Origin of the sequence: Martinezella tropici (assembly GCF_003287875.1) — a bacterium.
GTDB classification, from domain to species: Bacteria; Pseudomonadota; Alphaproteobacteria; order Rhizobiales; family Rhizobiaceae; genus Rhizobium; species Rhizobium tropici_C.
In genome coordinates this window covers 231,410-257,503 of the sequence record NZ_QMKK01000054.1, presented here as the reverse complement: position 1 = coordinate 257,503, position 26,094 = coordinate 231,410, and the positions used below count along the sequence as shown (strand labels likewise).

Sequence of the window (26,094 nt, the reverse complement as noted above, 5' to 3'; positions counted from 1 at the left end):
GAAAGCGGTGGCATTCTCAGTAGACGGAAAGATAGCCGATCAGCATCAATGCTTCGTGTGTCGGCGCCAACGCCAGATTGATTTGCCCCGTCAGCGATTGCGAACCGAGGCCGATCTTGAAGCCGGTGTTCAGCGTCTTACCGCGATTGACCGACAGAACGGAGAGTACCTCTTGGATCTGGGTGTCAATCGACAGGCGTAGCGTGCGCGCGGTCTGCTGGACATCATCGATCAGCGGCAGGCGATGGCGCAACATCTTCAGGAAGGCATCGTTGAAGAGCTTGATCCCGCGCTCTTGCGTCAGGACCACTGCAGGTGTCGGCGACGCCTGGAGGACAGCGTTGAGATTGGTCAGCGATGCGAGATCTTCGACGGCATCGAGGCGGCTCAGCGCCCATTTGAAGCTTAGCACGCGCAACAAGGACGTGAGATTGCCGGTCTCCGGCATCTCCGCCGCTATGTTTGAAACCAGGTCACCGATGCTGATGCCACCGGCCTCCGACATTCGCCCTAGCCCATCCCAATAGATACCCTCCAGGCGAATGCCACGACGCTCGCCGCCACCGGTTACCGCGCGAAAACGTGGCTCCAGTTCGTCACTATCGACAGATGGTAGGGATTCCTCCCGAATTATCGCAGCTTCGTCCTTCCCGCCTCCTTTGCGCATGGCTGCCCCTCACCGTTCCGTCAGCGCTTCGGAGCGCGCCTTGTTGATCGGCTTCATCAAATAGGCCAGGATCGTCTTGCGGCCGGTCATGATCTCGGCCGAAGCCACCATGCCTGGGATAATCGGATAGTGCTTGCCGTCGCGTTCCAGCGCCGATTTGTCGGTCTTGATGCGCACAAGGTAATAGGTTTCGTTCTTGTCCTTTTCGACAAGACTATCGGCGGAGACGTTAACGACCTTACCGTCCAGTGCGCCGAATATCGAGAAATCATAAGCCGAGATCTTGATGACCGCCGGCTGATCGATGCGCACGAATGCAACGTCGCGTGGAGAAATCTTCGCCTCGATCAGCAGGGTGTCCGCTGTCGGGACGACACCGGCGATGACCTTGCCGGCGTCGACATAGGCGCCGATCGTGTTGACCTCCAGCGTATTGACGATGCCGTCGACCGGAGATCGGATATCGGTGTGCTTGACGCGATCGGATGCCCCGCGGATCGTCTCATCGACGACGGAAAGTTCCGACAGTGCCTGCCCCTTGTCGGTCAGGGCCTGCTGCCGCAGCTGCAATCCAAGGTCGGCGACCTGTAGCGTCGCCTCATTGACGGCCGCTTGCAGACGATCGAGGCTTTCGACATAGACTTTAAGCTGCCCTTGCAGGTCGACAAGGTCTCGCTGGACTTTGAGAACCTCCGTTTGGGCAACGAGCTTTTTCTCGCCGAGCGGCTTCAGCAGATCATATTGCTTTTGGGCGCCTTCGATGTTCTGCGTCAGGCGGTCTATGTTGGCATGGGCTTCATCCAGCTCGTTCTGATGCTGCTTCAGACGCTGATTGAGAACGTCGAGCTTGTTCTTGTAGGAAGCGCGATCCGCCTCCAAGAGCTTTTCCTCGTTATCGCAGACGGTTTTTGCGGTAGCAAGAATGTCAGCTGGGCAGACGAACTGTGCGTCGAAGGCGCCTGCCTCCTCCAGGGCCAGGCGCTCAACTTTGGCACCGAGCGCACGAGCCTTCGCAACCGACTCGCCGAGTGTCGACACCGTCGTCGTGTTGTCGAGCTGGACCAGAATATCGCCTTTGTGGACGACCTGGCCGAGATTGACATTGATCTGTTGGACGATGCCGGGCTCGGACGATTGCACGATCTGCGTCTTCGATACCGGTATCACCTTGCCTTCGCCGCGAGCGATCTCGTCGATGTCGGCGAAGGCCGCCCAAGCGACGAAAGCAACGATCATCAAGGCACAGAGGCCAAGGATCAGCCGGGCGAACAACGGAGGATTGTCGTCGATATTGCGCTGAGAGGCACGCATCATTGCACCGCCTTGCGCTGCATCGCCTCGATGACAGCGTTTTTCGGTCCATCCGCGATGATGCGGCCCTTGTCGATGACGATCAGCCGGTCAACCAGCTCCAACATACTGTGACGATGGGTTGCTACCAGCAGCGTCGTTTCCGGGCCGAACGCATCGGTCAGCTTGCTGATCAGATGGCGCTCGCTTGCCAAATCCATCGCTCCCGACGGCTCGTCAAGAAAGACGATCTTCGGCCGGGTCAGAAGCAGGCGCGCGATGGTCAATGCCTGCTTCTGGCCATTCGACAGGTTCGCACCGCGCTCGCCAACCGGCATATCGAAACCGCGCGGATGTACGGAGACGAACTCCTCGACGCCGGTCATTCGTGATACCGCCAAGAGCTCTTCATCGGTGGCGTCGGCCCGGCCGAGCAGCAGATTTTCCTTTACCGTGCCGGAGAACAGGTCCGACGATTGGCCGGCGACGGCCACCGCGGAGCGCACCTCCGCCACGTGATACTGGCGTATATCAACGCCATCGATGAGTACACGGCCGCTGGCAGGCTGAAACAGCCCGTCGAGAAGCCGGCCGAGGGTCGTCTTGCCCGAACCGATGCGGCCGATGATCCCGATCTTTTCCCCGGGCGCAACCGTGAAGGACAGCTGATTGATGACCGCCTGGTCAGATCCTGGATATTGGAAGGAAACATTCTGAAAGCTGAATCCACCGCTACGGATCTGCCGGTTGACGAAGCCGACCGTCGACGGACGGTCGTCAGGCTGCTCCATGATCTTGTCAAGAATGCGCAGCGACATGGTGGCCTGGCGGAAACGCGCCAGCGTCATGGCGATCTGCCCGAAGGGCGCACCTGCGCGGCTCGCCAGCATGACGGTGGCCACGATCGCGCCCATGGCGATTTTGCCGTCGGCAAATTCATACGTGCCCGCAACGACGATGAGTACGCTGACCATCTGCTGCAAGAACATCGTCATGTTCATTGCGTTTGATGAGATGTGCTTGATGTCCTCACTGGTGCGGCTCGAATATTTCGTCAGCTCCTGCCAGCGGCGCAACATCGTCGCCTCGGCGCGGAGGCTCTTCAATGTCTCGATCGTCGAGATGGTCTCGACGAGCAGCGACTGGCGGCGCGAAGCCTCGTTCGTCGCCGTCGCCATGCGCTTGCCAATCTGAGCCTGGGCCACGAGGCCGATCGTCACCGAGAGAATGAAAGCGACGCCTGGAATGATCACGAGCCACCCGGAGATCAAATATATGACAACCAGGAAAATCACGACGAACATGCTGTCGATCAGCACTCCGATCGTGTTCGATGTGAAGAATTCGCGCACGAATTCATATTGTGTCACCCGATTGGCATATTCTCCGGTCGACATCGGGCGGGACGCCAATGTCGAATTCAGAATCTTGTCGAAGATCAACTGCGACAGCCGCAGATCCGCCTTACGACCCGCATAGTCGATCAGCGATGCACGGGCCATCTTCAGTAGAAAATCGAAGAGATAGGCAAGCGAGATGCCGGCGGTCAGCACCCAGAGCGTTGGGAACGCCTTGTTCGGCAGCACACGATCATAGACATTCATGGTGAAAAGCGGCGATGCCAGCGCGATGATGTTAATGAAGAGTGCCGCCAGCATGACGCGGGCATAGGTGCGCCAATAGGGTACCAGCGCCGTTGCCAGCCAGTGCCGCCTCTCGATCTCCAGGGCGTGGCCGACGCGCGCTTCTTCCGAAGAATTCTGATAATAGAGCGTGAAAGCAAATGCCGATTGCGGATTGAGCGCCTTGAGTTCGTCCCGCGTCAAGCAGGCCGCTGTCCCGGCGACCGGCACGAGCTCAGTGATGTAGGAACCGCTTTCGGTCGTTTCGAGCAACGGCAGAACGCCGCCGTCAGCGAAGGTGACGATCGCCGGGCAATCGAAATTGCCCAGGCGGCAATCTCGTTCCGTATGCTTTAGGACCTGCAGACCGACGCGTTCCGACAGCCGTTCGACATCGTCCAGCTCCATGGCTTCCAGAATTTCGTCCGGAATGCCCGAAAACAGCACTGTATCCGAGTTCGGACGGCCGTAAAACGCAGCGACCGATTTAAATGCCGACTTGAAAGTCCGCAGCGATACGCTCGCAGACACGTCAGGTGCTACGTTCAACATGAGCCACTATCCAATTCGGATCGTAACGATTAACGAATCGGCTCGAGCAGATCCATCGGCAAGCCGGGCTTCTGATGCGAGTCGTATCTGGTATATCCGGGATCAGCCGTATTCGACGAAACAGCGAACTGATCACGGGCATAAGGCGTCGCCTGATCGACCGGCTTCAGTTTCATCGTCGACAACAGGCTGCCCGATGCCGCTAGGATCTTGTATTCCGCAAAGAGTGATGCGACTTCCGCCGTCTTGGCCAAGATCTCAGTGTTAAAGCGAGTGTTCTGGGCATCCAATAGATCAAGCAGCGAGCGCTGACCGACCTTGAATTGCTCGCGGTAAGACGTGACGAGTTGAGCGTTCGTCTTTTCCTGCCCGCCGAGGATATGTGCCAACTGAGCCTGATTGGTGCGCTCACTCCAGGCGGAACGGACGGACTCGTCCACCTCGCGGTACGTCTGGCTCAGCGCAAAACGCTGTTCGGCGGCGCGACGAACCAGCTCCTGTTGATGGGCGGTATCGATGCCGCCATGATAGATGTTCCATTTGGCGACGACACCAACTTGGACGTCGCTTGTGTTACCCTTGTTGCCGTCGACATCGTCACCAATGCGAGCGCTGCCGACGAGGTCCAACCGTGGCAGGAATGCGGACTTCGAACCGCGCACGTCCGCGTCAGCGGCATTGACATCAGCCTTTGCCGACGAGATCTGCGGGTTGTTCTTTTGAGCGATAAAGACCGCGTCGTCCAACGTCTTCGGCAGGTAGCGCGCGACGGAAGCCGGTCGGCTCGCATTACTGATCGGCTCGCCGACGACCTGGAGAAAGCGGATCTTCGTCGCGTCGAGCTCCTTCTTTGCCTCCTGAAGGCGAGCGTTAGCCGCCTCCAAGCGCTCCCGACCCTGAAGACGGTCGGCATCGGTGAGAGCGCCGCCCTTGATGCTGTCCTCGATATTGCCGACCATCTGCTTGTGGAAGGCGACGTTCTTCTCAGCAGCTGCGACGATTTCCATCTGCAACTGATATTCAAGGTAATCCTGGGTCACTTCCAGCGCTAAAGCTTCCGAGCGCTGTTGGACGCGGAAGGATGCGCCGTCAACGCGGGCGGCCTGCTTGTCCTTCTGCGCCTTGCGGTCGCCGCCATCAAACAAGGTCTGCGTAATAGTCAAGCTTACGTCAGCAGGATTCAGGTAATCATGGGTGCGCGATAAAGCTCCGGATGTGACGTCCGATAGTCTCCGGCGGCCATAACCAGAGTCAAGGTCGACCGAGGGCAAATAAAGCCCCCTTGCCTGGCGCAATTGAAACTCGGTTGCTTCCCGGTTCTGCGCCGCCTGCATGATCTGCGGATTGGTTTTTAGTGTTTTGTCAATCGCCTGCTGCAATGTCACAGCACCGGCAGAACCACTTGATAAAGAACTTATGGCCATCGAAATTCCGATTGCCGCCATCAATCGCGTCTTATTAGCCAAAACTATGCCCCTTCGCCGACATAATACTCTAAAGATACATTTTATAAATCTTATTCACCTACGAACGTAGACGACATCCCATCTATTTGTAAGATAGACTCCCATTTAATCTCCTGAAACAGTTAATACCGGAAAGCGCAAGCCTTTCCGACGGCAATCTATTGACTATTTTTGGGCTATTCACAGAGTCGATGCCGCTGTCGCATGATCGCAACAATTCTAATCATCAACCGTGCGGAGAATGTACATAGCCTTAACCACTAAGGCGCGCCGGAAGAGGATTTAAAACATTCCCAAAAACCTAGTAATATTAGGAAATACTCATCGGCACGCGAACGCACCCAAGCATGGATGAGGTTGAAGCTCGATTAGCCATATGGCGGGACGCGATACGCCGGATGTATTTTAGATATTTTCAATATTTGATTGCTAAAGGGGGCAAATCGGTTCACGTTTCAGGCATGCTCCCGCCAGGCACATCCGCTGCCGGGTTGTAAACAGGCATCAAGTATGACCGAGACGCTACGGCGAAACAATTGATTGTTGTGTCTATCGGCATCGTAACTCCCATGGCGATAGACACGATGAAACACGCTCAGGATCTGGATCGAGATAAAGCCGACGGGGTTCTGTCGCAAACCGGGCACCAAGCGAAACGGCGGCTCCGGATATTCGTTCGAAGACAGGTATTTCATGAAAACAACGATGCAAAACAGCAAATTTTACCGGTTTTCTTAAGCCGGCTTTTTCGGACCTCTGTTTAGCTGACGCAGTATTACGGAACGGGGATAACTCCGATATGATTCCACAGCGGCGACATCCCTCCGCCACCATTTTCAAGGCCATGCGGAGAGCCACACTCGGCGCACTATGCGCCGTGGTCGGTTCCGTTGCGCTTATATTTATATTAAACCTATTGATGCCGGATCGACCATTTTTAGTCGGATTTGCCGGTGCCGTACTTATTTCTGCATTTGTGGCCTTTCCGCTGCTTTTTACCTTGCAGCTCAACAACGACGTCATCCGTAAGATGCAGGAAAACGTCACCCAGGCGGCGCGCTACGACAGCGTGACGAAGACGCTCAACGGTACTGCCTTTGCCGCGGCCGTCGAGCACTTTATCGACCGGCGCAAGCATGCCGACGCAGATGCCGGCGGTATCGTCATCGCCGTCATCGTCGATACGCTCGACGACATCGGCCGCCGCTATGGGCTGCAATGGGCCGACACGGTGATGCAATCGCTTGCCTCGATCATCCAACCCTCGGTTCGTCGTGGCGATCTTGTGGCGCGGCTTGCGACCAACGAACTTGGCATCTTCCTGCCTGGCGCTACGATCGAGAACGCCCGCGACATCGGCAACCGCATCCGCGCGGGCGTCTCCGCGGCCACCTTCAGCGCTGACGGCGCGCCGCTTTCCGTCGCCATCCGCCTCGGGGGCATCTCCTTCGACGGCCCGGCCGAATTCAACCAACTCCGCCAGCTCGCCGACCAAATGGCCTTCGAGAGCAGTGACGAAAGCGATGACATCCCGATCAGCGTGCTGCCGGCCGCATGAGGCTGACATCCCATCCTGCGGCAGCGACGGCATAGTCCCATACGGCGATACCTGTCTTTGATGCGGTGTCAAAGCCAGCTGGGATCTCGGCCGGCCTTCTGGATCAGCCGAGGCTAATCGGCCCTCAGGTGATGAGATGTCGATGCGGCTCCTGTTACACAGCCTTCACGACGGAAGCTTCAATTCAACGTCCTCGGTTACATATTTCCACATCGCGACGAGCAGCTTTCCCACCAAGCGCCGGGGTCTGCCTTAGGTGTGTAGATCCGGCTGTGTATGCGCCAATACGTGATCAATGCGGTTCACGAAGTTTTTGTCAGATCCATAGACGAGCCCTGCCGGCGAGACATGAACGATATCGCCGTCGGGCGTTATATATGAAGTAAATCCTGCTGGAGTGTTGACTTGTGCACCCGCCCGTTGATCGGTCTCCAATCATTCGGGATTCCTGTGGCGCTCTTTCCGCCCTCGAGAAGATCGTCAATCGCATTGCCCGTCCTGAACTTCGCAAAGAACGTCAGCACCTGCACCAGAGCGAGCGGATCACCATTGTTTGCTTTGGCAATCAGCGACGGCAGAGCAGTAACGCCGGTCGGATCTCCCGTAAGAACAAGAATCGGTCTCGCAGCGTCTTCTTGTTGTTGCGCAGTAAGGCTGTTGACTCCTTCGGGAGCTATGATCTTCCAAATTTGATCAAGCCCAGCGCTGCTGCGAAGGTCCGCGCGGTATTGATCCGCCGAGATAAACCACGATGATGCCGTGCCACTGTAACTCGACAATGCTGCGATCACACTAGCGAAAACTGCGCCGCATCCTTCTGCCTGGTAGCCACTTGGTCGGCAGGCAATCATTGCGTCTTGCTGCAGCCTATCCTTCGCCGCCAATCGTGCTTTCTCCGCGCAGGCAGTATCATCACCGCCTTTGCATGCCGCCTTCGCAGCATTCAGCGCATCGTTGTCCGCATGGTCGAGATAGTTATACTGATACTGCACAGCCCCATACCCATAGGAGGCGCCTTCGCCACCTCCGACAGCGCCAGCGGCCAGAGCAGACAAGCTCTCGCCGAGCAGGGCGGCAAGTGTCTGCTTATCCTGAGCGGATATAGACCTGCAGCGTGTAACCGATATGCTCGGTCATCAGCGCTTTGGCGCGCTCGAGATCGCGGTCGAGGGCAGCCTCCATCAGCGCCGTGTGATGTTCGATCGCCATCGCGTCCTTGAGCGCCGCCAGCGCCTTCTCATAGCCGGCGGACAGGCCGGCCGTCGCGCGCTGCGTCGGCGCCAGGCCGAGGAAACGGTGGTGACGCCGCAGTTGATCGGTAATGGTGGCCTGGAAGCGCTTGAGCCAATTTGATGTCGCAGCGCTTATCAGCGCGGCATGGAAGGCGGAATGCTTCTCATCCCACTCGTCGGCCATCTCCTCGGAAGCGGAATCCGGCACGATCCTGCAGCGCGACAGGCGGTAGTGCGCGGTCACGACGGCTGATTCCCAATCGGGGCCGCCTTTTTCGATCGATTCCATGAACAATGGCAGTTCGATGACCATCCGCGCGCGCATCAGATCCTCCAGCTCCGCCCTGGAAACAGGAGCGACCGCGAAACCACGATTGCTGACGGCCGTCACCAGCTTTTCGGCTTCCAGCCGCGAAAGGGCCTCGCGAAGCGGGGTCCAGCCGACGCCATAGGTCTCCCGCAGGGCGCCGAGCCGCAAGGATGCTCCGGGCCTGAGCTTCGTATTGAGGATATCGCGTCGCAACAGCCAATAGGCCGCCTCGGTCTTGCTCAACGCATCCATGTCCTGCATGCGGCCTGCCCTTCCCCGCAAAATCCGAATTATATATAAAACTCGCCAGCATAGGAATATATATATCAAAGGCGTGGATAGTGCACATCATATATCTGAATTTGACAGGCTTGCAGCAGTCGCTATGATCCCTTGCCAAGAGAGCTGAAGGAATACGGCTCCTTGTCACATCCGGGAGGAAAATATGCTGAGATCTACATCCAAATGGCTGTCCGGACTCGCGGTCGCCGGCGCCTTCGTGGCCAGTGTCGCCACCGCTTCGGCCGAACCCATCAAGATCGCCATCGCCAATTTCGGCGAACATCCGCAGCTCAATGCTTCGATCGCCGGCTTCAAGAAAGCGCTCGCCGACAACGGCTTCGTCGAAGGCAAGGATGTCGTCTATTCCGAGAGCAACACCAGCTTCGACGCGTCGCTCGTGCCGCAGATGATCGCCAAGCTGCAGTCCGAGCATCCGAAGCTGATCTATACGGTGACGACCCCGGTGTCGCAGATCGCAAAGAAGGCGCTCGCCGGATCCGGCATTCCGATCGTCTTTACCGCCGTCACCGATCCTGTCGCCGCCAAGCTTGTTCCTTCGTGGGACGCGGGTGACGACGGCATCACCGGCTCGAGCGACCTGCAGGATATCTCGGCGATCCTGACCTTTACCAAGAAGCTGCTGCCGAACGCCAAGCGGCTTGGCGTGCCTTACAACCCCGGCGAGGCCAATGACGTCGCGCTGATCGACAAGGTCAAGGCCGCCGCTCCTGCAGCCGGCTTCGACGTGGTTCCTGTCGGCGTCGACAACGTCAACGAAATCCAGCAGCGTATCGCATCGCTCGCCGGCAAGGCGGACGTGATCTATACGCCCGCGTCCAACCTGCTGCAGCCGGCAATCCCGGCCGTTGCTGCCGCTGCCCGCCAGGCACAGATCCCGATCGTCAATTCCGACGATGCCGCGGTCCGCAATGGCGTCGTGCCGGCAAGCTTTGCCGTCAACTACGAGCAGGTCGGGGAAAATGCCGGCAAGATCGCCGCGCAGATCCTGAAAGGTGCCGATCCGAAGACGATCAAGCCTTCGCGTCCGGCCTATGAGGACCATGCGCCGCTGATCAACAAGACGGTGTTGAAGGCCTTCGGCGCCGACGTGCCGGCTTCGCTTGCCGATTGCAATTGCTTCACGAAGTGATAGGCGGCATCTTCTACTGCATAATTCCTTAAATCGACGTGCATTTAAGGATGAAATTATGCAGCCGATTTAAAGTGCTACAGCGACCTTTGCGCGTCAGATGTGACGCGCGGCGCTGTAGGATCAATCCGATCCATGGCGGCGCCCAGGATGCCGCCATTTCATAACCCTATACTGCAGGGGAGGCACGGATGCTTGATATCAAATCCGCGCGCAAGGTTTTCTACAGAGGCCAGCCCGACGAAAAGGTCGCGCTCGACGGCCTGACGCTCTCCCTCAAAACAGGCGAATTCGGCGTCGTCATCGGCTCGAACGGCGCCGGCAAGAGCAGCATGCTGAATGCGATTTCCGGTGCTCTCAGCCTCGATTCCGGTCAGATCCTCATCAACGGCAATGACGTGACGAACATGCCGGTTCACAAGCGCGCCGCGCGGCTGGCCCGCGTGTTCCAGGATCCGATGAAAGGAACCGCCGCCAGCATGACTGTCGGCGAAAACATGCTCCTGGCGGAACTGCGCGGCAAAGCCAGGGGATTTCGCCCCGGTCTGAATGCCGCCCGTCTCGCCGCCTACAAGGAACGTCTCGCCGTTCTCGGCCTTGGCCTGGAGAACCGCCTGGATACGAAGGTCGAGCTGCTTTCGGGCGGCCAGCGTCAATCGCTGTCCCTCATCATGGCCGTCGGCGGTTCGCCCGACGTGCTGCTGCTCGATGAACATACCGCAGCGCTCGACCCGCGCACGGCCGATATCGTCATGCAGGCGACGGTGCGTACCGTCGAGGCGCTCAAGCTGACGACATTGATGGTGACGCACAACATGCAGCACGCCGTCGATTTCGGCGACAGCATCATCATGCTCGATGCCGGCCGCGTTCATCTCGAAATCACCGGAGATGGCAAGCGGCGCATCACAGTGCCCGAGCTGATCGGTCACTTCGCCGTCAAGACCGACCGAATGCTGCTGGTGAGCTGACAACATGATGGATTTCATTCAGGCAACCGTTTCAAGCTTCGTCTCGCTCATCCCGGTCACCCTGGCGCAGAGCTTCGTCTTAAGCTTCGTCGTCCTCGGTATCATGATCCCCTTCCGGATGCTGAGCTTTCCGGATCTGACCAGTGAAGGCGCGTTTCCGCTGGGCGGCTGCGTCTGCGGCATCCTGCTTGCCGCCGGCGTCGCGCCGCCGCTCGCAATCGCCGTTGCCTTCGTCGTCGGCCTTGCCGCCGGCTGCTGTACGGCCTTCATTCACCTGCGCTTCCGCATCCATACGCTGCTCGCCGGCATCCTGATGTCGACCATGCTCTATAGCGTCAATCTCGGCATCATGGGCAAATCGAACCTCTCCGTCTTCGGCTCGCCGACGGTGTTCGACTGGGTACCGTTCACAGCAGCCGGCTTCCCTGCCAGCAAGATCGTCGTCGCCGGCATCCTCGCACTCATCGTGCTGATCGCCCTCAACCTCTACTTCAAGACGGAAAAGGGCACCGCCATGCGTGCCGTCGGCTCCAATCCCGACATGGCCGAGGCGCAGGGCATCAATGTCTGGGCCGCAACCATCGGCGGCGTCGGCATCGCCAGCGCCTTTTCCGCCGCCAGCGGTGCGTTGATGGTCCAGTCGCAGGGCTTTGCCGACGTCAACATGGGCATCGGCATCCTGATCAACGGCCTTGCCGCCCTGATGATCGGTGAGGCCTTTACCGGCAAGCAGACGGTGTTCAGACAGCTGCTGGCGCCCTTTGTCGGCTCGATCATCTATTACCAGCTCGTCTCGCTCTGCCTTGCCGCCGGCATGCCGCCGCCGAACCTGAAGCTCGCCACGGGCCTGTTCGTGCTCATCATGCTGGCACTGCCGAGCATCCGCCGCAGCCGCGGCGGGGCGGCCACCCGAGAAACCATTCGCGAATAGATTACGAGGCAACGACATCATGGATAGCCTTCCCGATCTCGCGGCCGTCGAGGCCATGGACGAGGCCGATCTGCTGCGCGTTTTTCGCAGCCGCTTTGCCCTGCCCGCCGGCGTCATCTACCTCGACGGCAATTCGCTCGGCGCGGCCTCGCACGAGGTCTTTGCCGAAGTGCGCCAGGCCGCCATGGAGGAATGGGGCAACGGCCTGATCCGCAGCTGGAACAGTGCCGGGTGGTTTCATCTGCCGCTCGAGCTCGGCGACCGTATCGGCCGGCTGATCGGCGCCGCCGAAGGCCAGACCGTTGTCACAGATTCCACGTCGATCAACATCTACAAGACCTTGCATGCAGCGCTCGCCATGCGGCCCGGCCGCAATGTGATCGTTGCGGAGGGCGATAGTTTCCCCACCGATCTTTATATGGCGGAGGGCGTGGCTTCGACACGCCCTGGCCTGACGCTCCGCTTCGAGGGCCGCGATGCCGAAAGCATCGAGGAACTGATCGACGACGGCGTCGCCGTCGTTCTCGTCAACCACGTCAATTATAAGAGCGGCGAGCTGCGCGACATGGCGGCGCTGACAAAACGCATCCAGGCGGCAGGCGCGCTCGTCATCTGGGATCTGTGCCACAGCGCCGGCGCTCTGCCCGTCGATCTCGATGGTGCGGGCGCCGATTTCGCCGTCGGCTGCACCTACAAATATCTGAATGGCGGCCCGGGCGCGCCGGCCTTCATTTATGCCGCAAAGCGCCATCACGCATCGATCGTCCAGCCGCTCAGCGGCTGGTGGAGCCATGCGCGCCCCTTTGCCTTCGAACGGAGCTTCGATGGCGATGCCGGCATCAAGCGCTTCTTGTGCGGCACGCAGCCGATCCTGTCGCTGCGAGCGTTGAAGGGTGCGCTGGCCATCTGGGATGAAGTGGACATGACGGCCTTGCGCGCGAAAAGCATAGCGCTCACGGAGCTCTTCATCCGCTTGGTCGAAGCGAAATGTGGCCAATATGGCGTCGAGCTGGAGACGACCCGCGAAAGCGGCAGGCGCGGCAGCCAGGTCTCCTTCAAGCACGACAACGGTTATGAGGTGATGCAGGCGCTGATCGAGCGCGGTGTCATCGGCGACTTCCGGGCGCCATCGACCCTGCGCTTCGGTTTCACGCCGCTTTATGTCGGCTATCGCGACGTATGGCGTGCCGCGACGGTGCTTGAGCAAATCCTGAGCAGCGGATCATGGAAGGACGCGCGCTTTGCGGTGCGGGCGGCCGTGACCTGATCCACAGGCGTCGGCAGTTGGAGAGAGGAAGCTGAGCATGAGCTATTTCAGGGTCAACGATTGGGACGCAGCCTATACCAATGGCGCCTATATCGTCGACGGAGATCAATGGCCGGCCGCCTGGGTCGAGCCGGCAAAGTCCTTCCGTGACAGGCTGACGACCGCGGGACGCGCGAAACTCGATCTGGCCTATGGTCCTGCGGAGCGCAATCGCTTCGATCTCCTTCTGCCCGAAGGCCAGCCGAAGGGATTGGTGGTTTTCGTCCATGGCGGTTACTGGCTGCAGCTGGACAAAAGCTATTGGTCGCACTTTGCAGCAGGCTCTATCGCCAGAGGATATGCGGTCGCGATCCCGTCCTACACTCTTTGCCTGGAAAATCGCATCGCCGGGATCGGCAAGGAGATTGCGGCCGCGATTACCAAAGCCGCCGAACTCGTCGGCGGCCCCATCGTTCTGACTGGTCATTCGGCCGGCGGTCAGCTCGTTGCCCGCATGATGACAACGACATCGCCGCTCCGTGAAACAATCCGCAACCGCATTCGCCATGTGCTTGCCATTTCCGGCCTTCATGACCTGCGGCCGATCATGAGGCGCAGCATGAACGAGCAGCTTCGCATCGATGACGCCGAAGCAAGAACCGAAAGCCCAGCCCTGCTGGAGCCGCTCGAGGCCGTCCGCCTCACCTGCTGGGTCGGGGGTGCCGAACGCGCCGAATTCATCCGCCAGAATGCGTTGCTCGCCAATATCTGGACCGGACTCGGCGCGGCAACGGCGGTCGTGGTCGAACCGGACAAGCACCATTATTCGATCCTGGACGGCCTTGCGGACGCTGAGCACCCTCTGACACAAACCCTGCTTGCAGAATAGCATCTTCGCAGCCGGATCAAAGGAAATGCCCTCGGCGCTACAAACACCGAGGGCATATATCGTCAGCCGTTGACCGGCGCATTCATCGCCCAGAGAACGCCGAATGGATCGCGGAGCTGGCCCCAGCGATCGCCCCAGAACATCACCTGTGGCTCGACGACGACCTCAGCGCCTGCATCGACGGCGCGCTTCCACCAGAAATCGAGATCATCCACGACGAGCTGCATCACGAAAGACTGCGGCTTCTCCAGTGCATGGCCATATTCGGGAAAGGCGTCGCCCAGCATCACCGAGCTGCCGTTTATATAGAGATGGATATGCATGGTCCGGCCCTTCTCGTCGACCGGATACATGAAGGCTTCCTCCGCACCGAAGGCGCGCTTGTAGAATTCGGCAGCCTTCGCGGCGCCGTCCACTGTCAGATAGGCCACGACGCCGCCGCGAACCGGCACGCGAGGTTGTTGGGATTGTTCTGCTGCATCGGTCATATCGGTCTCCTTGGAAACGGTTGTGCATATCCGCCCTTATCGTTGGGCTGTTCCAAGGACGTTGCTCGATCACGACTTCCGACAACGGGAGTCGAAGTTTTTTATTTTTCCAGGTCCGGCCTGCCCAGCCCTTTCACATGTCATCCTTGCGCCCGCTTTCGGGCGTGCAAAGCGCGCTCGGGCCGGGTCTCACCGAGAATTCGCAGCACAGCATCCTCGCGCGACATCGGACGCCCCAGCAGGAAGCCCTGCACCTCGTCATAGCCTTCGGCACGCAATTTGGCCAATTGCGCCTCCGTCTCGATGCCTTCCGCAAGCGTTACCGCATTGAAGCCCGAGGCTATGCCGACCACGGCCCGAACGATCGCGAGATTGCCAGGATCGGCCTCCATGCCAGCGACGAAGCTGCGGTCGAGCTTGATCTTGTCGAAGGAGAAGGCACGCAGATAGCTGAGCGACGAATAGCCTGTGCCGAAATCGTCGATGGCAATGCGAATGCCAAGCTCCTTCAGCGCGCGCAACAGCGACAGGCTTTGCTCGACCTCGGAGAGCAGAATGGATTCCGTAATCTCGATCTCCAGACGCCCGGGGCGGAGACCTGTCTCGTCGAGTGCCGAGACGACGGTGGCCAGCAGGTTCGCGTGGCGGAACTGATAGACGGACAAGTTGATGGCCACCTTCAATTCCTCGGGCCATTCCACCGCAGTCCGGCAGGCTTCCCGCAATACCCAGTCGCCGATCGGCACGATCATTCCCGTCTCCTCGGCAACGGGGATGAACTCGGCCGGGGAGATGAGCCCACGCCTGGGATGGCGCCAGCGGATCAGCGCCTCGAACCCCGAGAGAATATCTTCGTCCAGCCGGATGATCGGCTGATAGTGGAGTTCGAACTCGTTGTTCTGCAGGGCTTCCCGAAGCTCCAGTGTAAGCTGGTGGCGCCGTTCCGCTTCAAGCCGCATCTCGGTCTGGTAGAAACGATAGGTCGATCGGCCGCTGCTCTTGGCCGCATAGAGCGCCAAATCCGCATCCCGCATAAGGACATCGGCATCTCTGCCGTGTTCCGGCGCCATGGCAATGCCGATGCTGCAGGTCACGTGCTCGCGGACGCCATCGAGATCGAAGGGTGTCGAAAACGACAGCAGCAGCAAATCGGCGAGACGCTGGGCGCGCCCGACATCCGTCATTCTCAGAACCAGTGCGAACTCGTCTCCACCCAGGCGCGCCACCAGATCGTTTCTCTCCGCGAGCTGCTGCAAGCGTTCGGCAACCTGGCGCAAAAGCATATCGCCCGCAGCATGTCCCTTGCTGTCGTTGATATGCTTGAAGTGATCGACGTCGATGTAGAGCAGCGCAATCGGCTTTTCCGGTGTCGCAGCCGCAACCTGCCGCACGATGCTCTCCGAGAAGAAGGCCCGGTTCGGAAGGCCGGTCAGGGAATCGTGCATGGCAAGATGCGCAAGCCGCGCCTCGACGCTGCGCTCTTCGGTCACATCCTGGGAAATGCCGAGAACATAGCGCGGCGCTTGCCCTGACGGCGCGGGAAGCGCCCGCTTCGCCGTCTTCAGGATGCGTGTCACTCCATCCACCATATGGATGGTTTCCTCGAAGTAAACGGTTGCGGCGGTCTCGAAGGCAAGCTTGTCCTGCTCCCGGAAAAGCGCCGTCTGCTCGTCGGAAAATATCGCCCGATCCGACTTGCCGATCACATCCGGTGCTGGCTGCCCGACGATGGCGCCGCAAGCTTCGTTGAACAGGATATAACGGCCATCCCGCTCCATATCCTTGACGAAGACGCCGACGGGAAGATTGTCGACGATGCTGTCGAGCAGCGATTGGGTGGCATCGACCTGGCGTCGCGCAGCGTTGACCTCGGTGCGATCCTGGACGATCGCCAGGATTGCCACCTTGCCATTAAAGCGAATTTCCCGCCCGTAGGTCAGAACTTCGAATGTCTCGCCATCGGCCTTCAGATGCGTCCAGCGCTGCGCCGTTTCCATGTCGGTGCGCCGATGGACAGCGTCCAGCATGCGCTCCCGCTCTTCGGGCGGCCGGATGTCGAGTACGGTCATATCGGCGAACGCCGCGTGACCATAGCCATAGAGATCGCGAGCGGCATCGTTGACGATCAGGAATCTCAACGTCTGCGGATCATACACCCACATAGGCGACGGATGCGTCTTGAAAAGCGATCGAAAATCGTCGCTTGGGGCATCGAGCCAAACGGAATTCATGGAAGATCGACCTTGCCAATTCGTGTTCTAATATCTGCGAATTGACGATTTATGATTGAAAAAGTTAAATAAAATCAAAATGCTAAGCCGGCCTAAACTTTAAGCAAAAAGCCCATCAAATATGCAACCGACTGCTTCCTCTTATCGGATGCCGACCGACGAGGACGTCGGATCTTGTAGAGCTATCGCCCTGAATAACGAGAACTGTGTGATATACCGCCGATCGAAAGGCGCAATATGCTGCCGCTTGCCAAATCGAAGTGGCAAAGGCATTTTCGCCGGATAATGAGGAAAATCTCCCAAAAGGATTTCGAAGCAAATCTTCTGGCCCAGGCAAGGGAAAACGGTATCGACCTCAGCGATGCCGATCTCTCGGACATTGTTTGGCATGGACTTGACCTAAGCGCAGCCACCATTGCCATGTCGGTTCTGCGGAACGCGCACTTTTCTGCAACGCAATCACTAAGTGGCTGCACCTGGATCGGCAACAGGATCGAGAACTGCGCCTTCGAGTCGGTACCGATCTCGAAGGCAGAGTTGCTTCATTGCGAATTCGAGGCATGTGCGATGCACGCGATGCGGTTCTTCAGGACGGATCTTTCCGGAACGATCTTCTCTTCCTGCCGTTTTGTCGATGTTGATCTTTCGGAAGCTGTCGCGATCCGGGTGCGGTTCGAAAATTGCAGTTTCACCCATACTCGATTGACCAGGGACTTTCTGTTTACCGGCACCGGTGACTTCAAATTCTCGCCTGAAGGCAATCTGAACATATAACCGCCCGCCGCCCAGTATCGCAGACGCGTATCTTCAAGCTCGTTGACGTCTCAATCTGCTTCACCGGTGAACCTACGGCATTCTGCGGCCATTGTTGAAGCGGCTCATGAAGGGGCAGTACTCTCGCAACGTCATGGGCGGCGCCTACATTGAACACAGCGGGATCACCAAGGCGTTGATACAACGCAACCGAATCGCCTACGTCTATCGCATGAACCGCCATCCGCAGGCAGGCCGGCAATTCATCACGCCAAAGGCTGTTTGAGACATCCATTTCATAACGGACGCATGCCATGAAAAGACAGACGCTCGACACCGGCTGGACCCTCTCGCGCCTTCGCGCACCCTCCAGCGCACCGGCCTTGCCCAATTCGGTTCCCGCCGCCGTGCCGGGCAATGTGCATCTCGACCTGATGGCGGCGCAGCTGATCACCGATCCCTATCTCGACGTCAACGAAATCTCGCAGGACTGGATTGGGCGTTCCGCCTGGCGCTATCGTCTGGCCTTCGACTGGGATGGCGAAGACGCCGAGCGCATTGATCTTTCCTGCCTCGGCCTCGACACGGCGGCACGCCTGGAACTGAACGGCAGTTTGCTTGGCGAAACCCGCAACATGCATCGCAGCTACCGCTTCGATATCGGCAATCAGCTGAAAAGCGGCCGTAATGAGCTGATCGTCGATTTCCAATCCGCCTATGAACATGGCGAGGAAGTCCGCAAGCGGCTGGGCAGCGCCGCCGATATCCCCCAGAATTATCCCGGCCCGAGCAATCTCATCCGCAAGATGGCCTGCAACTTCGGCTGGGACTGGGGTCCGACCGTTGTCACCGCTGGCATCTGGAAACCTGTTGTCATCGAGAGCTGGTCGAAGGCGCGCCTCGGCAGCATCCGGCCGGAAATCACCCTGCAAGGCAGCCAGGGCGTCGCGCGCCTGCATGTCGAAATCGAATGGGCCGACAAGGGCACGGACAGCGCGGCCCTCGTGCTCTCCATCGGCGGCAAGCGCGTGGAGGTCCGCGTCGCGCAAGGCGAGACCCATGCGCTGATCGAATGCCGGATCGACAACCCGCAGGTCTGGTGGCCGCATGGCATGGGCGGTCAGCCGCTTTACGATCTCGACCTGCAGCTGCTTGGCTCGGACGGTGCGGCGCTTGACGGCTGGAAGCGGCGCGTCGGCTTCCGCTCCGTGCGGCTGGATACGACACCGGACGAGATCGGCTCCGCCTTCACCCTCGTCGTCAACGACGTGCCGGTCTTTGCCCGCGGCGCCAACTGGATCCCCGACGATTGCTTCCTGCCGCGCGTGACGCGCGAACGCTATCGCGAGCGGATCGCTCAGGCCCGCGACGCCAATATGAACATGCTGCGCGTCTGGGGCGGCGGCATTTATGAGACCGACACGTTCTACGAGGAATGCGATGCTGCCGGCGTCATGGTCTGGCAGGATTTCCTGTTTGCCTGCGCCACCTATCCCGAAGAAGAGCCGGTCCACAGTGAGATCGAGGCGGAGGCGCGCGAGGCGATTACAAGGCTTATGCCTTACGCCTCGCTGGTGATCTGGAACGGCAATAACGAGAATATCTGGGGCTATTTCGACTGGGGCTGGCAGGACGTGCTCGGCAATCGCCCATGGGGTGCCGGCTACTACCTCGACCTCCTGCCGAAGGTGGTGGCCGAGATCGATCCGACCCGACCCTATTGGCCAGGCAGCCCCTATTCCGGCTCCATGGAAATCGCGCCGAACGCGGACGAGCATGGTTGCAAGCACATATGGGATGTCTGGAACGAGGTGGGCTACGAAACCTACCGCAACTATATCCCGCGCTTCTGCTCCGAATTCGGCTGGCAGGCACCGCCGACCTTCGCAACGCTTGCCCAATCCATGCGCGAAAAGGACCCTGCGCCGGCCTCTCCCGCGGTCCTGCATCACCAGAAGGCAACCGGCGGCAATGACAAGCTTCTACAGGGGTTGGAGGGCTGGTTCCCCCACCCGGAAAACTTCGACAACTGGCTCTTCGTTACGCAACTCAACCAGGCACGCGCGATCAGCTACGGCATCGACCACATGCGCTCGCATCGGCCGACCTGCATGGGCACCATCGTCTGGCAGCTCAACGATTGCTGGCCGGTCACCTCCTGGGCGGCTATCGACGGCGCCGGCCGGAAGAAGCCGCTCTGGTATGCCTTGAAGCATAGCTATGCGCCGCATCTGCTCACCATCCAGCCTCGCGGCGATCGGCTGGCCGCCATTGCCGTCAATGATGCGACCCTGTTCTGGCGCGTGCCTTTCACGGTCGAGCGTTTCGATTTCACCGGCAGGCTGCTCGCCCGTCACCACGTCTGGCGCATCCTGTGCGATCGCTTTGAGAATACCGATATCGAGATCCCGACCGAGCTCGCGACCGCTGGCGATCCGCGCCGCGAATATCTGCGTGCCCGCCTCGGCGATGCGGAAGCCTGGTGGTTCTTCGAGAAGGACATGCAGCTGCAATATCCGCAGCCCCGCTTCGACATCGAGAGCGTCCAGACGACGGACGGCATTGCTGTCACCATCACGGCGCAGTCCTTCCTGCGCGATGTCTGCCTGTTCGTCGATCGCATCAGCCCGAATGCCGAAGTCGACGACATGCTGGTCAATCTCGCGCCCGGCGAAAGCAGAACGTTCAGGGTCAAAGGCATTTCCAAGGAAGCCTTCGACGACGCCGATCTTTCGGCTGTTATCCGCACGGCCAACCAGGTTGCGGAGCGCGCGCACCACTGACACCGGGTACTCTCTCACGGAAATACCCGGCGCATTGCGTCGGATCGAGGCCTATATTTTCCGTATACCGTCACAAAAGATTGCGCTGGTGAATGGCGAATTGCCTCCTATGATCGGGCGGCGCCTTGTGATCTAGTGCCCCTCATCCGATCCATGAATCAGTGAGATCACGCTTATGTCCTCGGACACCAATCGCAGCTTTCAAACGCCCCGCCGCGAAGAACTTGGCCTCATCACACTCGGCAACACCGCCGGTCTTTCGGCTTCCGCCCTGCCGAACGGCACGCTGTTTTCGATCGACTTTGCCGACCAGCAGGGCGGCATAATGATCAACCAGGTGCTCGGTTCGCCCGTCTATGGCGGCATCGGCCGGCTCTTTCTGCGCATCGGTGGCGCCAAGCCGGTAACGGCTGAAATCGTCGGTCCGAAGGCTGCCGTACAATTCGGCCATGGCAGAAACGGTTTTTCCTGGAGCGGAGAGACGGAAGGCGTACGACACACGGTCAGTCTGCGGCTGCACCCGAGCGAGACCGCATGGTTCTGGCAAGTTTCGCTGGAAAACAGCACTAACGCGACACTTTCAGCCGACCTCGTTCTCGTTCAGGATGTCGGCCTCGGCGATCGCGGCTTCCTGATGAACAGCGAGGCCTATGCCTCGCAATATATCGACCATCACATCGCCACCCATGCCGCCTTCGGTCCTGTCATCATGAATCGACAAAATCTTAAGCAGGGCGGCGGGCGAAATCCTTGGCTCGCACAGGGTTGCATCGAGGGTGCCGCGGCTTACGCGACCGATGCAATCCAGCTCCTCGTGCCATCGAAGGGCGACGATGGCGTCATGGTGCCGGATTTCGGCACCAGCCTGCCCAGCGCGCGCCGCCAGCATGAGGTCGCCTGCCCGGCGATCCAGTCGAAGCCGCTTTCGCTCACAGCAGGTGCATCAACCACCACGACCTTCTTCGGCCTCTTCATCGCCGATCATCCGACCGCTTCCAGCGATGCCGATCTTGCCCATCTCGATGGCCTGCCGAAACTTCAGGGCGAATTGGCGATCGACACGATTGCTGCCGCCCAATCGGTACGCAGCCTCGTGCAGGATGCGCCGCTTGCGGAAAGCGGCGGCCTGGATCAGGCCGCGATCGATGAGCTCTATCCCAGGCGCATGCTCGAAGAACATGCCGACGGAAAGCTGCTCTCATTCTTCGTGCCGGATGGACCGCACAACAGGCACATCGTGCTCCAGGAAAAAGAACGCCTGGTGGCGCGTCGCCACGGCGCCATCGTTCGCAGCGGCCAGAATATGCTGCTCGATGACCAGACGCTGGCTGCCACCTGCTGGATGCAGGGCATCTTCGCCGCACAGCTGACCATCGGCAACACCTCCTTCCACAAGCTGTTCTCGGTCTCGCGCGATCCCTACAACCTGACCCGGTCGAGCGGCCTGCGCATCCTCGTTGATCTCGGCGATGGCTGGCGCCTGCTCGGCGTGTCCGCCGCCTTCGAGATGGGGCTCAGCGATACCAAGTGGATCTACAAGCTCCCCGGTCGAACCATCACTGTATCGGCAATCGCCTCCGGCGACGACCCGGCGATGCAATGGAGCGTTTCGGTGGAGGGCGAAGCCTGCCGTTTCCTCGTCTTCGGCCATATCGTTCTCGGCGAGCGTGACTATGAAGCCGTGGCGAATATCGCAGTCGATGCGGCCGCCAAGCGCGTTTCCTTCCGGCCGCAGCCGTCCTGGCTCTGGGATCGGTACCCGAAAGCGGGTTATCATCTCGTCACCTCGACACCGGACGCCCTCGAGACCATCGGCGGCGACGAGCTGCTTTACACCGACGGCACCACCCGCAATGGCCCGTTCATCGCGCTGAAATCGCATCCGACGAAGGAATTGCGCTTTGCCGTTACGGGCTCGATGACCGATCCGGATGCGGCGGAAGCTCTTGCCGCGCGCTACAGCGCCGGTGTCGACAGTGAAGAGATGCTGGCGCCGGCGCGCCGCTTCTGGAGCCATGTGACGCGGGGCGCACGCATCGAAGGCGATGGCCGCGATGTGGCGGCGCAGGCCGTCATGCTGCCCTGGATCGCGCGTGATGCGATCGTGCATTTGAGCGTGCCGCATGGACTGGAACAATATACGGGGGCTGCCTGGGGAACGCGCGACGTCTGCCAGGGGCCGATCGAATTCCTGCTTGCCTACGAGCATGACGAAGAGGTCCGGCAGATCCTTTTGACGCTCTTTTCCGAGCAGTACCGCGATCGCGGCGACTGGCCGCAATGGTTCATGCTGGAGCCCTATGCCAATATCCGCGCCGGCGAGGCGCATGGCGATATCGTCGTCTGGCCGCTGAAGGCGCTCTGCGATTATATCGAAGCGACCGGCGACCTCACCTTCCTTACCAAAACGGTGCCGTGGCGCGCCGACGACACGATGCAGCTGACGTCGGAACGTGCGACGATCTCCGATCACGTCGAGAAATTGCTGGAGACGGTGCGCAGCCGCTTCGTGCCGGGCACGAGCCTCATCCGCTACGGCGAAGGCGACTGGAACGACAGCCTGCAGCCGGCCGACCCGCATCTGCGGGATTGGATGGTCAGCAGCTGGACTGTTTCACTTCTGTATGAACAGCTTGTGCGCTATGCCAACATCCTGACGCTCGCCAGCCGCAATGAGGAAGCGCAGTCGCTGCAGGCGACCGCCGTTGCCATGCGCGCCGATTTCAACCGGCTTCTGATGCGCGACGGCATCGTCGCCGGCTACGGCGTCTTCGATCCGAGCCATGACGGTGTCGAATTGCTGCTGCATCCGGAGGATACGCGCACCGGCCTGCATTATTCGCTGATCGCGATGACGCAGCCGATGATCGGCGGCCTGTTCACGCCCGATCAGCGCCACGCCCACATGAAGATCATCCGCGAGAACCTGCTGTTCCCGGATGGCGTCCGATTGATGGAAAAGCCGGCAACCTATTCAGGCGGTCCGGAAAAGCTCTTCCGTCGCGCCGAATCCTCGTCCTTCTTCGGTCGCGAGATCGGGCTCATGTATGTGCATGCGCATCTGCGCTACTGCGAGGCCCTTGCCCTCGACGACGACGCGGAGGCCGTATGGCAGGCGCTGGCGCTCGCCAACCCGATCGCCGTCAGCGGTCGGGTGGAGCATGCGTCGCTGCGCCAGCGCAACACTTATTTCAGCAGCAGCGATGCGGCCTTCGACGACCGCTATCAGGCATCTGCGGAATGGGCGCGCGTCAAGGCGGGCGATATCGCCGTCGACGGCGGCTGGCGCACCTATTCGAGTGGTCCCGGTCTCTACACCAAGAGCCTGATCGGCAATGTCTTCGGCTTCAAGCGGCAATTCGGCCAGCGCAGCCTCAAGCCGCTGTTGCCAGCCTCGATCGGCGCCTGCGAGGTCGAGCTGGACTTCAAGGCTTGAGCCAGCAAACGCAAAAAGGGAGCCGCTGAGCGGCTCCCTTGTTCGCTGAACCATCAATATTAAGTCGCTTCGTCCCAGACCGGCGCCAGGCCGTCAGGGCTGACGATACGCCCGTTCGGCTGCGCGAGAGCATGGATCGCAGCCATCTCATCCTGTGAAAGCGCAAAGTCGAAGATGGCGGCATTTTCCGCCGCACGGTCTTCCGACACAGTCTTGGAAAGGACGATCAACCCCTGCTGCACGATCCAGCGCAGAACGATCTGGGCGATCGATTTGCCGTGCCTGACGGCGATGTCCTTCAGCATCGGATCGGAAAGCACCTTGCCATCCGCCATGGCGTAATAGGCGGTCACCGACATGCCGAGGCTGGCGGCGACCTCGAGGATGGGCGACTGGTCGAGATAGGGATGATATTCGACTTGGTTGGTGACGAGCGGCAGGTCGCTGAGCCGCACCGCCTCGCGCATCAGGGCACGGTTGAAGTTGGACACGCCGATATGGCGAACTTTGCCTGCCTTTGCGACCTCGTTCAATGCGGCAATCTGCTCGGCCAGAGGTACCGCGTCGTTTGGCCAGTGTAGAAGCAGGAGATCGACATAATCGGTCTTCAGCTTCTTCAGGCTTTCATCCACCGAGGCAATGAAAGCATCGTGCCGATAATTTTCGACCCAGACCTTGGTGATCAGGAACAAGTCGCCGCGAGCAATGCCCGAACGAAGGATGCCATTGCCGACGTCGGCCTCGTTGCCATAGATCTGGGCGGTATCGATGTGACGATAGCCATTGCCCAGAACATGCGCGACCATGCGTTCCGTATCAGGCCCCGGCATACGGAAGGTGCCGAAACCCAGGGCGGGAATGGATGCGCCATTGGCGCTGACGATTTTCATGAATGATCCTTTCGGTACGGGTTTTGATCAGGCGGCGCAGGAGACGGCCTGCGCCGCGGAAGCCGAGCGGCGGTCGAGCGCACCGCTCCACAGGGTCAGCACCAGAGCCGCGACGACCAGGATCGCGCCGACCCAAGGCGTGGCGCTAAGGCCAAGCGAGGATTCCACCACCAGCCCACCGATCCAGGCTCCGGCGGCAATGCCGAGATTGAAGGCGGCGATATTGAGCGCCGAGGCGACATCGACTGCGGCGGGGCGAACCTGCCGGGCAAGCTGGACGACGTAGAGCTGCAGCCCGGGCACATTGGCGAAGGACAGGAAGCCAAGCGCCGCAAGCGTCGGGATCGCAAGCCAGGGCGAGACGGCGGTAAAGCTAAAGAGAGCAAGCACGAGAGCCTGAGCGACAAAGAGCCAGGTCAATGCACGAACCGGATTGCCGTTGGCAAGACGGCCGCCGACAACATTGCCGATGGCAATGGCGATACCGTAGAGCACAAGAATGAGACTGACGGCGGAAGCGGCAAAGCCGGTCACTTCCTGCAGGATCGACGCCAGGAAGGTGAAGGCGACGAAGGTGCCGCCATAGCCGAGTGCCGTCATGGCAAAGACGATCAGCAACCGGCCGCTTGCAAGCACGCGGACCTGTTCACCGATGCCGGCCGGCGGCGCCTTCTTCAGGCTGGACGGCAGAAGCAGCAGAATGGCGACAAAGGCAATGATGCCAAGGCCCGCGACGGCTGCGAAGGTTGCGCGCCAGCCGAAAGTCTGGCCGATGAAGGTACCGAGGGGAACACCTGTGACGATAGCAACGGTCAGGCCCATGAACATCATGGCGATTGCGGAAGCACGGCGGTTTTCAGGCACGAGATCGGCGGCAATGGTGGATCCCACAGAGAAGAACACACCATGGGCGAAGGCCGAAAGCACGCGCGCGACGAGCAGCGGCGCATAGCCAGGGCTCAAGGCGGCCATGCCGTTGCCGACGATGAACAGCGCCATCAGGCCGAGCAGCAGCGGTTTGCGCTCGATGCGGCCGGTAAGCGCCGTCAGGATCGGCGCGCCGAAGGTGACGCCGAGCGCGTAGACACTGACAATGAGACCGGCGAGCGGCAGGTTGATGTGAAGGTCGCTTGCGACGGTGGGCAGGAGACCGACGATGACGAATTCGGTTGTGCCGATCGCATAGGCAGCGATCGTCAAGGCAAAAAGAGCCAGAGGCATGAGATCACCCGATCAAATGGCACCCGCCAGCTGCGGATGCGCGAGTTCTTGTTCGGGAAGAATATGGCGTAGCGACATTCGAACGATAATCGGCTATATCAACTCAACACCTGTGAATTGAATTCA

General features: G+C 59.9%; 20 protein-coding genes. 10 read left to right on the top strand and 10 right to left on the bottom strand.

Annotation, left to right across the window (positions count from 1 at the left end; translation table 11 throughout):
• Positions 1–16 precede the first annotated feature (16 nt).
• The 4 genes from DQ393_RS26475 to DQ393_RS26460 are packed head-to-tail and all read right to left on the bottom strand — an operon-like array spanning position 17 to position 5,576.
• Positions 17–667: a ribbon-helix-helix domain-containing protein gene (locus DQ393_RS26475; protein ID WP_112344671.1), complete on the bottom strand. Its 651-nt coding sequence runs from the start codon at positions 665–667 to the stop codon at positions 17–19.
• A gap of 9 nt (positions 668–676) precedes the next feature.
• Positions 677–1,981, bottom strand: coding sequence for an HlyD family type I secretion periplasmic adaptor subunit (locus DQ393_RS26470; RefSeq protein ID WP_112344670.1), 1,305 nt, complete (start codon positions 1,979–1,981; stop codon positions 677–679).
• Positions 1,978–4,131 carry a type I secretion system permease/ATPase gene (locus DQ393_RS26465; RefSeq protein ID WP_112344669.1) on the bottom strand — a complete coding sequence of 718 codons (2,154 nt, stop codon included), beginning with the start codon at positions 4,129–4,131 and terminating at the stop codon, positions 1,978–1,980. The genes DQ393_RS26470 and DQ393_RS26465 overlap by 4 nt, the downstream gene beginning before the upstream one ends.
• Before the next feature lie 29 nt (positions 4,132–4,160).
• Complete coding sequence (locus tag DQ393_RS26460; RefSeq protein WP_112344668.1) at positions 4,161–5,576, bottom strand: TolC family outer membrane protein; 1,416 nt, start codon at positions 5,574–5,576, stop codon at positions 4,161–4,163.
• Between the two features lie 1,021 nt (positions 5,577–6,597).
• Here DQ393_RS26460 and DQ393_RS26455 point away from each other — a divergent pair.
• A complete protein-coding gene (locus DQ393_RS26455; RefSeq protein ID WP_245430462.1) occupies positions 6,598–7,155 on the top strand; it encodes a GGDEF domain-containing protein in 558 nt (185 codons plus the stop codon).
• 371 nt (positions 7,156–7,526) lie between these two features.
• Here the strand turns inward: DQ393_RS26455 and DQ393_RS26450 are convergent, their stop codons facing one another.
• Positions 7,527–8,210: a DUF6862 domain-containing protein gene (locus tag DQ393_RS26450; RefSeq protein WP_112344666.1), complete on the bottom strand. Its 684-nt coding sequence runs from the start codon at positions 8,208–8,210 to the stop codon at positions 7,527–7,529.
• 31 nt (positions 8,211–8,241) lie between these two features.
• Positions 8,242–8,958, bottom strand: a complete 717-nt coding sequence (locus DQ393_RS26445) for a GntR family transcriptional regulator (RefSeq protein ID WP_112344665.1) — start codon at positions 8,956–8,958, stop codon at positions 8,242–8,244.
• 184 nt (positions 8,959–9,142) lie between these two features.
• Between DQ393_RS26445 and DQ393_RS26440 the strand changes: the two genes are divergently transcribed.
• The 5 genes from DQ393_RS26440 to DQ393_RS26420 all read left to right on the top strand — a co-directional run bounded on the left by DQ393_RS26440 (position 9,143) and on the right by DQ393_RS26420 (position 14,166).
• Positions 9,143–10,129, top strand: a complete 987-nt coding sequence (locus DQ393_RS26440) for an ABC transporter substrate-binding protein (protein WP_112344664.1) — start codon at positions 9,143–9,145, stop codon at positions 10,127–10,129.
• Between the two features lie 191 nt (positions 10,130–10,320).
• Positions 10,321–11,100, top strand: a complete 780-nt coding sequence (locus tag DQ393_RS26435; protein WP_112344663.1) for an ABC transporter ATP-binding protein — start codon at positions 10,321–10,323, stop codon at positions 11,098–11,100.
• Positions 11,101–11,107: 7 nt separating this feature from the next.
• Positions 11,108–12,031, top strand: coding sequence for an ABC transporter permease (locus DQ393_RS26430; RefSeq protein WP_112345180.1), 924 nt, complete (start codon positions 11,108–11,110; stop codon positions 12,029–12,031).
• Positions 12,032–12,050: 19 nt separating this feature from the next.
• Positions 12,051–13,298 carry a kynureninase gene (gene kynU, locus DQ393_RS26425; protein WP_112344662.1) on the top strand — a complete coding sequence of 416 codons (1,248 nt, stop codon included), beginning with the start codon at positions 12,051–12,053 and terminating at the stop codon, positions 13,296–13,298.
• 37 nt (positions 13,299–13,335) lie between these two features.
• A complete protein-coding gene (locus DQ393_RS26420; protein ID WP_112344661.1) occupies positions 13,336–14,166 on the top strand; it encodes an alpha/beta hydrolase in 831 nt (276 codons plus the stop codon).
• Between the two features lie 62 nt (positions 14,167–14,228).
• Here the strand turns inward: DQ393_RS26420 and DQ393_RS26415 are convergent, their stop codons facing one another.
• Positions 14,229–14,654, bottom strand: a complete 426-nt coding sequence (locus tag DQ393_RS26415; RefSeq protein WP_112344660.1) for a VOC family protein — start codon at positions 14,652–14,654, stop codon at positions 14,229–14,231.
• Between the two features lie 140 nt (positions 14,655–14,794).
• Positions 14,795–16,885 carry a putative bifunctional diguanylate cyclase/phosphodiesterase gene (locus DQ393_RS26410; protein ID WP_112344659.1) on the bottom strand — a complete coding sequence of 697 codons (2,091 nt, stop codon included), beginning with the start codon at positions 16,883–16,885 and terminating at the stop codon, positions 14,795–14,797.
• Positions 16,886–17,122: 237 nt separating this feature from the next.
• Here DQ393_RS26410 and DQ393_RS26405 point away from each other — a divergent pair, with 237 nt between their 5' ends.
• The 4 genes from DQ393_RS26405 (at position 17,123) to DQ393_RS26395 (ending at position 23,857) form a co-directional block, all read left to right on the top strand.
• The gene (locus tag DQ393_RS26405) at positions 17,123–17,659 is read left to right on the top strand and encodes a pentapeptide repeat-containing protein (protein ID WP_245430461.1); all 537 of its coding nucleotides are present in this window, start codon (positions 17,123–17,125) and stop codon (positions 17,657–17,659) included.
• Positions 17,660–17,765: 106 nt separating this feature from the next.
• On the top strand, positions 17,766–17,924 hold the full coding sequence (locus DQ393_RS33545; RefSeq protein WP_162737004.1) for a hypothetical protein: 159 nt from the start codon (positions 17,766–17,768) through the stop codon (positions 17,922–17,924).
• Positions 17,925–17,952: 28 nt separating this feature from the next.
• Entirely contained in the window at positions 17,953–20,421 is a 2,469-nt protein-coding gene (locus DQ393_RS26400) for a glycoside hydrolase family 2 protein (RefSeq protein ID WP_112344658.1), read from the top strand.
• A gap of 175 nt (positions 20,422–20,596) precedes the next feature.
• Entirely contained in the window at positions 20,597–23,857 is a 3,261-nt protein-coding gene (locus DQ393_RS26395) for a GH36-type glycosyl hydrolase domain-containing protein (protein ID WP_112344657.1), read from the top strand.
• A 59-nt stretch (positions 23,858–23,916) separates the two neighbouring features.
• Here DQ393_RS26395 and DQ393_RS26390 read toward each other — a convergent pair whose 3' ends face one another.
• Together DQ393_RS26390 and DQ393_RS26385 are read right to left on the bottom strand one after the other, a co-directional pair.
• The gene (locus DQ393_RS26390) at positions 23,917–24,747 is read right to left on the bottom strand and encodes an aldo/keto reductase (RefSeq protein ID WP_112344656.1); all 831 of its coding nucleotides are present in this window, start codon (positions 24,745–24,747) and stop codon (positions 23,917–23,919) included.
• A 27-nt stretch (positions 24,748–24,774) separates the two neighbouring features.
• Entirely contained in the window at positions 24,775–25,968 is a 1,194-nt protein-coding gene (locus tag DQ393_RS26385) for an MFS transporter (RefSeq protein WP_112344655.1), read from the bottom strand.
• Positions 25,969–26,094 lie beyond the last annotated feature (126 nt).

Bases quoted from the DNA above. Each gene is read 5' to 3' on its own strand.
- DQ393_RS26475 (WP_112344671.1), bottom strand. From the start codon at position 667: ATGCGCAAAGGAGGCGGGAAGGACGAAGCTGCGATAATTCGGGAGGAA.
- DQ393_RS26470 (WP_112344670.1), bottom strand. From the start codon at position 1,981: ATGATGCGTGCCTCTCAGCGCAATATCGACGACAATCCTCCGTTGTTC.
- DQ393_RS26465 (WP_112344669.1), bottom strand. From the start codon at position 4,131: ATGTTGAACGTAGCACCTGACGTGTCTGCGAGCGTATCGCTGCGGACT.
- DQ393_RS26460 (WP_112344668.1), bottom strand. From the start codon at position 5,576: ATGGCGGCAATCGGAATTTCGATGGCCATAAGTTCTTTATCAAGTGGT.
- DQ393_RS26445 (WP_112344665.1), bottom strand. From the start codon at position 8,958: ATGCAGGACATGGATGCGTTGAGCAAGACCGAGGCGGCCTATTGGCTG.
- DQ393_RS26440 (WP_112344664.1), top strand. From the start codon at position 9,143: ATGCTGAGATCTACATCCAAATGGCTGTCCGGACTCGCGGTCGCCGGC.
- DQ393_RS26435 (WP_112344663.1), top strand. From the start codon at position 10,321: ATGCTTGATATCAAATCCGCGCGCAAGGTTTTCTACAGAGGCCAGCCC.
- DQ393_RS26430 (WP_112345180.1), top strand. From the start codon at position 11,108: ATGGATTTCATTCAGGCAACCGTTTCAAGCTTCGTCTCGCTCATCCCG.
- kynU (WP_112344662.1), top strand. From the start codon at position 12,051: ATGGATAGCCTTCCCGATCTCGCGGCCGTCGAGGCCATGGACGAGGCC.
- DQ393_RS26420 (WP_112344661.1), top strand. From the start codon at position 13,336: ATGAGCTATTTCAGGGTCAACGATTGGGACGCAGCCTATACCAATGGC.
- DQ393_RS26415 (WP_112344660.1), bottom strand. From the start codon at position 14,654: ATGACCGATGCAGCAGAACAATCCCAACAACCTCGCGTGCCGGTTCGC.
- DQ393_RS26410 (WP_112344659.1), bottom strand. From the start codon at position 16,885: ATGAATTCCGTTTGGCTCGATGCCCCAAGCGACGATTTTCGATCGCTT.
- DQ393_RS26405 (WP_245430461.1), top strand. From the start codon at position 17,123: ATGCTGCCGCTTGCCAAATCGAAGTGGCAAAGGCATTTTCGCCGGATA.
- DQ393_RS33545 (WP_162737004.1), top strand. From the start codon at position 17,766: ATGAAGGGGCAGTACTCTCGCAACGTCATGGGCGGCGCCTACATTGAA.
- DQ393_RS26400 (WP_112344658.1), top strand. From the start codon at position 17,953: ATGAAAAGACAGACGCTCGACACCGGCTGGACCCTCTCGCGCCTTCGC.
- DQ393_RS26395 (WP_112344657.1), top strand. From the start codon at position 20,597: ATGTCCTCGGACACCAATCGCAGCTTTCAAACGCCCCGCCGCGAAGAA.
- DQ393_RS26390 (WP_112344656.1), bottom strand. From the start codon at position 24,747: ATGAAAATCGTCAGCGCCAATGGCGCATCCATTCCCGCCCTGGGTTTC.
- DQ393_RS26385 (WP_112344655.1), bottom strand. From the start codon at position 25,968: ATGCCTCTGGCTCTTTTTGCCTTGACGATCGCTGCCTATGCGATCGGC.